The organism is Leptodesmis sp., assembly GCF_052746595.1.
Map to the genome: position 1 here is coordinate 1 of NZ_JBRAGO010000134.1, position 9669 is coordinate 9669.

Annotated in this window: 6 protein-coding genes; 2 read left to right on the top strand and 4 right to left on the bottom strand. The window is 51.3% G+C overall.

The features are described 5' to 3' along the window. Together ald and ACUVQO_RS20870 are read left to right on the top strand one after the other, a co-directional pair. Positions 1 to 1091, top strand: a 1091-nt coding sequence (gene ald / locus ACUVQO_RS20865; protein WP_445927753.1) for an alanine dehydrogenase, incomplete at its 5' end; no start/stop codon positions are given. Between the two features lie 447 nt (positions 1092 to 1538). Continuing rightward, positions 1539 to 3620, top strand: a complete 2082-nt coding sequence (locus ACUVQO_RS20870; RefSeq protein WP_445927754.1) for a cation:proton antiporter domain-containing protein — start codon at positions 1539 to 1541, stop codon at positions 3618 to 3620. 432 nt (positions 3621 to 4052) lie between these two features. Here ACUVQO_RS20870 and bchD read toward each other — a convergent pair whose 3' ends face one another. From bchD to ACUVQO_RS20890, 4 genes are all read right to left on the bottom strand, one after another. Further along, the gene (gene bchD / locus ACUVQO_RS20875; RefSeq protein WP_445927755.1) at positions 4053 to 6185 is read right to left on the bottom strand and encodes a magnesium chelatase ATPase subunit D; all 2133 of its coding nucleotides are present in this window, start codon (positions 6183 to 6185) and stop codon (positions 4053 to 4055) included. A 43-nt stretch (positions 6186 to 6228) separates the two neighbouring features. Continuing rightward, positions 6229 to 7146 (bottom strand): carbohydrate ABC transporter permease, encoded by a 918-nt coding sequence (locus ACUVQO_RS20880; RefSeq protein WP_445927756.1) that lies wholly within the window; start codon positions 7144 to 7146, stop codon positions 6229 to 6231. A gap of 214 nt (positions 7147 to 7360) precedes the next feature. Continuing rightward, positions 7361 to 8806, bottom strand: coding sequence for a cardiolipin synthase (gene cls / locus ACUVQO_RS20885; RefSeq protein ID WP_445927757.1), 1446 nt, complete (start codon positions 8804 to 8806; stop codon positions 7361 to 7363). Next, positions 8807 to 9669: endonuclease/exonuclease/phosphatase family protein (locus ACUVQO_RS20890; RefSeq protein WP_445927758.1), on the bottom strand; the 863-nt coding region annotated here is incomplete at its 5' end.

Here is a 9669-nt window from a genome sequence, read left to right on the forward strand (position 1 = left end):
TTAAAAATAACGAAAATCGGGTTGCCCTCACCCCCGATGGAACCAAAGCTCTGGTTCAGGAAGGACATGAAGTAGTGATCCAAATCGATGCTGGCCTGGAGGCAGGATTTGCCAATACGGACTATGAACAGGCAGGCGCAACACTGGTTTCGGCTCCAGAGTCTTGGCAGGCGGATCTGGTACTCAAAGTCAAAGAACCCCTGGCAGAAGAATATCCTCTGTTGCACAATCAGATCTTGTTTACCTATCTGTATCTGGCGGGGGTTGATCCCAACCTCACTTGGCGGTTGCTGGAACAGCATACCACCGCGATCGCCTACGAGACAGTGGAAGACAGCGCTGGCCGGTTGCCTCTGCTGGCTCCCATGAGTGCGATCGCCGGAAATATGGCGGTGTCCGTCGGCAATTATTTTTTGAGCCATACCTACAAAGGGCGGGGAGTCTTGCTGGGTCGGGTGTTGGGAGAGTCGCAGGGCAAAGTGGTGATCCTGGGAGACGGCATAGTAGGACGACATGCGGCACAACGAGCGGCGGTCATTGGAGCAGATCCCTGTCTGATGGGACGACACCCAGAGCGGGCAGCAGAAATTGCCCAAACCCTATCTCCCCAGATCCGCTACCGCCTGTCTGCTCCGGACTCCATTGCTGAGGAAGTACAAACCGCCGATCTGGTGGTGGGCGCTGTGCTGCAACGAGGAGGGCGGGCACCGATCGTTGTCACCGAGGCGATGGTGCGATCAATGCAACCCGGTGCCGTGATTGTTGACGTAAGCATTGACCAGGGAGGCTGTGTCGCAACGGCCCGACCCACCAGTCATGCCAATCCAATCTACTACCAGTACGATGTCATCCACTACTGTGTGACCAATATGCCGGGAGCCTATCCCCGGACGGCCACCATCATGCTGACCTATGCCACCCTTCCCTATGTGCAGCGTCTGGCTCAGGAGGGGCTGGCGGCTCTGGTTGCAGATCCGGCCTTTGCCAAAGGGGTGAATACTTTTCAGGGCCATCTCACCTGTGAGCCAGTTGCCCAAGCGCTGGAGTGTCCAGAAATTTACGCACCCCTGGCATCCCTGCTGTCCTCTTAATGAGGGCTACTGTGTACACACATCTCGGTAAAACCCAAAGTCTCGATCCGATCAAAGCAATTATGGCGTACCCAGATCAGAATCAGGGGCGATCGCGAACGCTGCCTGAATTGAGATCGTGCGGCCCCTTCAATAAACCTCTATTAGAAGACCCCAACCATCTAATAGATAAGCCTATTTTGAACCAGACCGAACTATATCCTCAAATGCCCCTCGTTGACTGCAAAATTTAACACCCTGATTTGGGCTGTTCTCTTCACAGAAATGCACACATCTTCCTGAGGGGGGCTGCCGTGTTTGTCTGAATTTAAAACCGAAGTGAGTTTGTTAATTGACGAAGAGCCACCGTTTCCAGGTGTTTTTATCATAGGTATTAGAATCTAGCTGAGGGATCGTTCAGGAGCAGTAATGTTTCGACTATGATCAGCGCTGTACCCTGAGTGAGCAATGATGAACCATTTGTGGAACCTCCCGGCTATTAGCTTGCTATCGTTGCGAGATTTTCTAGCTCCGCTGTTGCCAAAAGCCCCCATTACTGAACCGGTCGCCGTTTTTCTGGTCATCCTGGCAATCATGTTGGTAGCACCCTTGCTGTTTGAGCATCTGCGTTTGCCAGGTATCGTCGGTTTAATTCTGGCGGGAGTGATCGTTGGGCCGCATGGTTTCGGTTTGCTGGAGCGAGATGGCACGATCGTTCTGCTCGGAACCGTTGGTTCGCTATTTCTGATGTTTATGGCTGGGCTAGAAACCAGTCTGGATGATTTGAAATACAACGCTGATAAAGCGGTAATTTTTGGACTGGCGACGTTTTCCGTACCCATGGCACTGGGCGCAGCCGCCATGACGCTGTTGGGATACCCTTTTCTGGCTGCTGTTTTAGTCGCTTCGTGTTTTGCCTCCCATACTCTGTTGGCGCTGCCCATTGTTAGTAAGCTGGGAATTATGCGATCGCAGTCCGTGACGACAACTCTGGGAGGAACATTAATTACCAACGTCTTAACCTTGCTGGTTCTGGCAGTTGTCGTCAAAGCTCATCAGGGGAATTTAACGCTGGGATTCTGGCTATTTCTGATTCCCTCTTTAGGGTTTTATACCTTTGCCACCTTATGGGGGGTCCCCAGGCTAGGACGCTGGTTTTTTCGCCGCTTTGGCCATGATGAAGGGGCTGAGTTTACCTTTGTCGTGGCAACCCTGTTTGTGGTGTCCTACTTTGCCAAGCTGATTGAAATTGAACCGATTATTGGTGCATTTCTGGCGGGAATTGCCATTACTCAACTGATTCCCCAACTCAGCCCGTTGATGAACCGCATTCAGTTTATTGGCAACACATTGTTTGTGCCGTTTTTTCTCATTTCTGTAGGGATGCTGGTCAATCCTCTGATTTTGTTTCAGGAACCGAGATCGCTGCTGGTATCTGCGGTCATGGTAGGAGTAGCGATCGTGGCTAAGTTGCTTCCGGCCTGGGGTTCTGGCAAACTGTTTCGGTTTGATTTCTCCAGCATTATGGTAATGTTTGGACTATCAGTTGCTCAGGCGGCCTCCACCCTGGCAGCAATTACGGTCGCCTATAAAATCAATCTGGTGGATCAGCTAACGGTTAATGGCACAATCGCCATGATTTTGGTGACTTGCATTGCCTCTCCCTGGATCACAGATCGCTGGGGACAGCAGATAAAATCCAGCAGTACCCGTCAAACGCAAGCTAGAAAATTGCCCCAAACCCAAGCCAGATATCGTATTTTAGTGCCTGTCGCGAATCCCAGTACGGAAGATAACCTGCTGCAACTTGCATTGATTCTGGTCAAAAGGACAAACGGTACTCTATTACCCCTGCATGTATTGACCGATACACATGTACCTATTTCAGCCGAGGCTAAGCTGCAACAAGAGCGATTACTGGCAATGGCTGAAACGATTGCCCATGCAGCCGTAGTCAATGTAGAGCCGATCGGGCGTGTGGATGATTCGATTGATAAGGGAATTTTGCGAACTGCTCAAGAGCGCAATGCGAATTTAATCATCTGCGGCTGGAAGGGGTATTCAACCTACCGGGACAATTTCTTTGGTAGTGTGATTGACAATGTTGCCCGTCGCACATCAGTTCCGATGCTCATTACCCGCTTTGTGCAACCGATCAACTCAACTCAACGGGTGTTTCTCGCTATTTCTGAGATTGAAACAATGGCTCCCGATTTCCAGCAAACCCTGGCTTTAGCAAGGGCATTAGCAACTGAATTAAAGGCAACACTCCAGATCCTTCAGGTGCTTTCAAATTCTCGGTTGAGTGATCTGCCAGAAATTTCTGATCTAGCAACAGACGTGCCAGTACAGCGAGTTCGTGGTCACTTTGTCAACCAGGTGTCTCGCATTCTGGAAACCGATGACTTACTGATTCTGACCCACAATGCTCATCCAGAATTATTAGGTGCACCAACACTAGGAGTTGCACCAGAAGCGATCGCCCGTCAACATCCCGACATTTCTATCATCGTCGTCTACTTTCCCAGTGGGTATAAAGCCATGGAGTGAGGAGCATCTCCCCATGCTCCAGCGCACACCCCTCAATTCTTAATTTGATAACTGATCAATTTACGAACACCAGCAATCGGCATTGTTAGCTTCTGAGCGATCGCGGCTTCGATCTGACTAGCCTGGGTGATGGGGAACTCATATTCATTAAGGTTGAGTCAGTGGTTTTGACAGAATTGTTTTTGTTCACCAGCATGACTTACTACCAGAGAGCCGTTGATCGCTTATGGGAGAGCGATCGCTTACTTTACAAAAAAGGGCATTGTTGAATAGTGGGATGAATCAGGCAGGAACGAGCACATCTCCGAATTTAAGTAAGGTAGTGACGTGGGCAGTCCTGTCTGCCCCTCCTCATTGCAAACCTTTGCCCCCTGAGGGCGGCACTTTAGCGAGATTAAACCCCACTTCAAGGATTACAAGTCTGTTGATCGCCTACTGAGCCTTCATGTCTGAAATGGCATTGCGAGCCATTGACGCGATCGCCTGATCGGTAGCCTTGGGCAGGTGATAGTACTTACCGCCCGCATGCTTGGCGAGTTCCTTAGCAAATCCTGTGGAAATGAATTTATTTTCGGTATCAATCACCAGTAGCTGAAAACCCACCGTGCGGATCTTGCCGGCAATGTCCAGCAATTCGGCTTTAATGTCTGGCTTTTCACCATCCAGGATGGGTTCACCCAGCGATCGGGCCAGAGGAATATTGCCCCGTCCATCGGTAATCGCCACAATCACCACCTGACCAATATCGCCGGATTGTCTGGCGTTCATTCCCACCCGCACCGCTTGCGTTAACCCATGTGCCAAGGGAGAACCGCCGCCGCAGGGCATGCGATCGAGCCGACGTTTGGCCGCTTCGATCGATCGGGTGGGTGGTAACAAGACCTCAGCTTGTTCTCCCCGAAACGGAATCAGCGATACCTGATCGCGATTCTGATACGCCTCTGTCAGCAACCGCAATACGGCTCCCTTGGCAGAATTCATGCGATTCAACGCCATCGATCCGGATGCATCGACGACAAAGATCACTAGTGCACCCGCTTTTCGCGCCAGTCGTTTTGCCCGAATGTCGGATTGTTCGACGAAAACCCGCCTTTGTGGAGAATTTTGAATTTTGAATTCTGCATTTTGAATTTCTTGAGCTTCGGCGCGTTGTCTGCGGGCTTTCTGGTAGGGAGCTGCTGCTCGCAGGGTGGCATCGACGGCAATCCGGTGGGCCTGTCCCTTGGGCATGAAGGGTTTGATATAGCGGCCTCGGTCTTCAGAAAAGATCAGTGCGCGACTGCCGGATTTGCCCTGACGGGTAGCCATCTGGGCAAAGTAGAGGACTTCAGGATCCAGGATTACGCCTTCTGGGTCGAAGACGAATTCTTCAGGAATACTGCTTGGCTCCTGATCCGGTTCGGTGTTGTCCTCGTCTTCTTTCTCCTCCTCATCGTCCTGATCCTGCTCGGATTCGTCTTGTGGTGGGGGGGGAGGAGGGGGGGGCGCTTCTTCGGGAGGCGGCGGAATGATGATCGATCGGGGAATAATCACCAGTTCCACCGCCCGCCGCAAATCCTCTGCAGAGACTTTCGTTCGGCCTTCCAACGCCGCATGAGCTTTCGCCACCCGCACGGCAAACAGTTCTGCGCGATGGCCCTGCACGCCACCCCGGATGGCTTCCGTCACCAGATATTCGATCTGGTCTGGTTTGATCTGCACATCTTTCAGCCATTCCCGTGCCAGGATGATCTGGGTTTTCAGGTCGTCAATATCCTTGGCATATTGTTGCAAAAACTCAGCGGGAGAATCGGCATAGCGAGTGGCCTGCTCTACAGCCTGTACTCGTTCATCTAAGCCCAGAACATGGTCGGCAGAAAGGGCGATCGCAATTCGATCCAGCAAGTGATTGCGTAAATCTCCCTCATCCGGGTTGTAGGTGGCAATCAATAGGGGCTTGCAGGGATGACGAAAACTGATGCCTTCCCGCTCGATCTGGTTCCAGCCATCCGTGAGGACGGATAGGAGGAGATTGGAAATCTGATCATCCAACAGATTAATTTCGTCTACATATAGCACTCCCCGATGCGCTTCTGCCAGCAATCCCGGTTGAAATACCGTCTCTCCCCGCTTAATCGACTGACTGACATCCACCGACCCCAGCAGCCGATCTTCCGTAACACCGAGGGGAATCTGGATGAAAGGGGCAGGGATAACTTCAGTAGGGATGTGGGGTGTGGGGTGTGGGGTGTGGGGCGTGGATGTCTCCTGACTTCCGACTCCTGACTCCCGACCCCTGATTCCCGACTCCTGATCCCCCAGCAATCGCGCCACTGTCTCGTCATCCCACTCCTCCGGCTGATTCGGATCGCAGTTGAGGGAGCCGGAGACAATTTCGATCGGGGGCAGTAAGGCATGAATTGCCCGTGCCATGACCGATTTGGCCGTACCTCGTCGTCCGGCAATCACGACCCCGCCTAGCCCTGGATCGACAGCGGCCAAGAGTAAGGCCAGCTTAATAGCTTCCTGGCCGATCACAGCCGCGAGGGGAAAAGCAACAGGGGTGGTGGTACTGAGTACGGGCATAGGAAAAGGTCAAATGCAGTCCGGTTCCCAGCATACCAAGAGATCAGGGAAGATTACCGGATTGTACCTTGACCGATCGCTGCTCCAGTCCCAGACGGATGACGGACAGTCCCAAAATGATCAGAAACATCACCAGACCGATCGTGCAGGCGTAACTCATTTCTAGTTCGCTAAAGGCTTTGCTGTAGAGGTAGTACACCAGCGTTTCGGAACTGTGGTTGGGGCCACCTCGTGTCATCACATACACTTCCTCAAACACTTTGGTGGCGGAAATGGCGGAAATAACAGCTACCAGGAGTAAATAGGGACGCATTAAGGGCACGGTAATGTCCCAGTGTTTTTTGATGCCATCGGAACCATCGATCGCCGCCGCTTCATACAGTTCTTGCGGAATCGATTGTAACCCCGCCAGGTAAATCACCATGTAGTATCCCAATCCTTTCCAGATCGTCACCACCATTACACTGAACAAGGCCAGGTCAGGACTGGTAAGCCAGGGCACCGAGGGTAGCTTGACCATCTGCAGCAGTTGATTCAACAGACCGTTATCCGCATACAGCCACTTCCAGGCAATTCCTGCCACCACCATTGAGATCACCACAGGAGTGTAGTAGGCCACGCGGAACCAGTGAATGCCGCGCAACTGGCGATTGACCAGAATCGCCAATACTAGAGGCAGGCTGACCAGCACGGGCACCACATAGACTAGATACAGAAAGGTGTTGCGGAAGGTTTGCCAGAAGATGGGATCGCGGAAGAGCCGCTGGAAGTTTTTCAACCCAATCCAGACGGGGGGTTGGGTGAGATCATATTCAAACTTGGTGAAGCTGAGAAAGAAGGCTTGCAGGGCTGGATAAAAGACCGTTAGTCCCAGCATGATTAGGGCTGGGAGGAGAAACCAATAAGGAGTGAGGCGGGGTTGTAGCCGCTCCCAATGCTTTTTTAGTATCCACTTATCCATTCACGCAGGCCAGGTTTTGGTGTATCAAATTATGGACACCATCCTACCAACTGGATTTGGTTTAGAGGGTGTTTGAAAAATATCCGGCAGTTAAAACCGCGACTACACCCACCCAGTCTGCCGACGCAGACTCAATACAATCAAGATTTTCAGTAACCTGCGTCGGCAGTTTTTCTCCGGATAGCCGCGACTTCAGTCGCCAGGGTGACTCACATTACAGAATCGGTGCTAATAAACGAGAGGCACGAACGATCAGTTGAAACCCCAAAGAACGGCGTTTGTAGTCATCCAAATTGACTACAACAGAAGCGAATAAGTCAGATTGCAACATTTGTTCGACCTGTTGCACAAAGTTGGGATGGGTCAGAAAACTCATCACTTCAAAGTTAAGAAAGAAAGAGCGATTGTCCAGGTTTGTCGTGCCGACTGCGGCGATCGCCCGATCCACTAACAGACACTTTTGATGCATAAAGCCCTGTTTGTAGCGATAGAGCTTAATACCCACCGAATCCAACTCACTGTAATAGGAAAACGAGCAAAGATAAACCAGCAAATGATCCGGACGATTGGGTAACAAAATGCGCACATCCACCCCCCGCAAGGCCGCCAGTTTAAGAGCTGCCAACGTCGAATCATCGGGCACAAAGTAAGGGCTGGCAATCCAGAGCCGATGTTGCGCCTGGTTAATCACATTCACAAAAAACAGGTTGCAGGCAGGCAGGGCATCAGCAGGGCCAGTGGCAAAGATCAGAACTGTGGCATTAGTGGCACGATCGATCGTGGCCTGCCAGTTGACTTCGAGAATCTGCCGGGTTGCCCAGTACCAATCCTGCAAAAAAACACCCTGAAGTACCTGCACACTGGGACCACAAAGCTGAAGATGGGTATCCCGCCAGGGACTCAATTTGGGATCTTTTCCGGCATATTCATCACCAATGTTTAATCCTCCGACAAACGCCGTCATTCCATCTACTACCAGGATTTTACGATGGTTGCGGAAGTTGAGTTGAAAGCGATTCCCCCGGCCTTTAGTGGTATGAAATGCACTGACCTGAACGCCCGCTTGCCGCAAAGCCGCAAAGTAGGCTTTTGGGGTCTTCTGACAGCCGATTTCATCGTACAGCAGATGAATTCGCACGCCTTGTTGAGCCTTATTAATCAGAGCCTGCTGAAACACCTGGCCCGTTTCATCATCGTGAATGATGTAGGTTTGCAGCAGGATGTAGTTTCTGGCATCCGCGATCGCCTTCAGCATGGCCTTGAAGGTTTCTGGCCCATCGATCAGCAGAGTGGCACGATTTCCCCCCATGAAAGCGATTCCTGTAAAGGTCATGGCTAATCGCTCCAGCGAGGCAAACTGCTCTGGCAAAGCGATCTGGTACTCTTGCAATTCCCGGTAAATGTCTCGGACTCGCTCTCGATGCAGGGCAAAGGCAGAGCGCAAAATTTCCCGATAGCCAAAAAAGCGATTGCGGCCAAACACCCAGTAGAACGGTAAGGCCACCCAGGGAATTGTCAGCAGAGAAATACTCCAGGCGATCGCCCCTCGGGAGGAACGCACTGTCATCACCGCATGAGCCGCGTTCGCAACTCCCGCCAGGTACACAATGACGGTGACAATCCCGTAGATAACAAGCAGACGGTTTTCAATCTGGATCAATTAGCAGGAAAACTCCGTCAGTAAGGGTTTGTGATCTGAGGATGTGATGTGATGCAAAACCCGTGCATTCACCTGATGTTCCCTCAATTGCTTATAAAAAATATAATCCAGCGGTGGCGATAACAAGAATCGCTTAATCTTCCGGTAATCATCGGGACTGAAACTAGCCACTTGCAATCCCAAACGATTAGCCGCCTGCTCTAATGCGGTCGATCGTGATCCACTCCAGGTATTAAAGTCTCCAGCGAAAATAACTGGCCCCTGATGGGTGGCGATCGCCTGCTCTAGATCCCGCAGTTGGGTTCTAAACGTTTGCAAATCAACAAAGTTAATCAGGTGGCTATTGATTGCCAGCAGTGTCTGCGATCGATGACTCAAGGGATATTCTGTCACCAGAGAAACCTTGGGAGTCTGGACGATCGGTTCAAAATGCTCCGTTACCAGTGCCCGACTTTGAATCGGATTGGTTTTAGCCGCCGTCAGCACGCCAAAATAAGCGCGATGATGAGCATCAATAAAGTTAGGTGCATAACTCCAACTCATATCCGGCAAATCCACCGCATGAGCCGCATCCAGATCAAAGCGAACTTCCTGAAGAAAAATTAGATCAGGGCGATAGTGCCTGACCATACTGCGAAAATCTTTTAACCACTGGCGATCGTGGTTATTTTTGGCAATATTCCAGTTCAACACCGTAATCGAACTACTTTCCAGGGCCGTGTGATGAACATGGTGACAGTCAATGGTATCTGCCTGCAGCTTAAGAAATCGGTAGGATGGAACGAATTGTCGCAGTAGGGAATAGGTAAGTTGGGTACTGAATTCGAGCATGGAATGCGATCGCTGAACTGCGTTTAGCTTAA

What these genes read in the sequence shown, in the direction of transcription:
- ACUVQO_RS20870 (WP_445927754.1), top strand. Translation starts at nt 1,539, where the DNA reads ATGATGAACCATTTGTGGAACCTCCCGGCTATTAGCTTGCTATCGTTG.
- bchD (WP_445927755.1), bottom strand. Translation starts at nt 6,185, where the DNA reads ATGCCCGTACTCAGTACCACCACCCCTGTTGCTTTTCCCCTCGCGGCT.
- ACUVQO_RS20880 (WP_445927756.1), bottom strand. Translation starts at nt 7,146, where the DNA reads ATGGATAAGTGGATACTAAAAAAGCATTGGGAGCGGCTACAACCCCGC.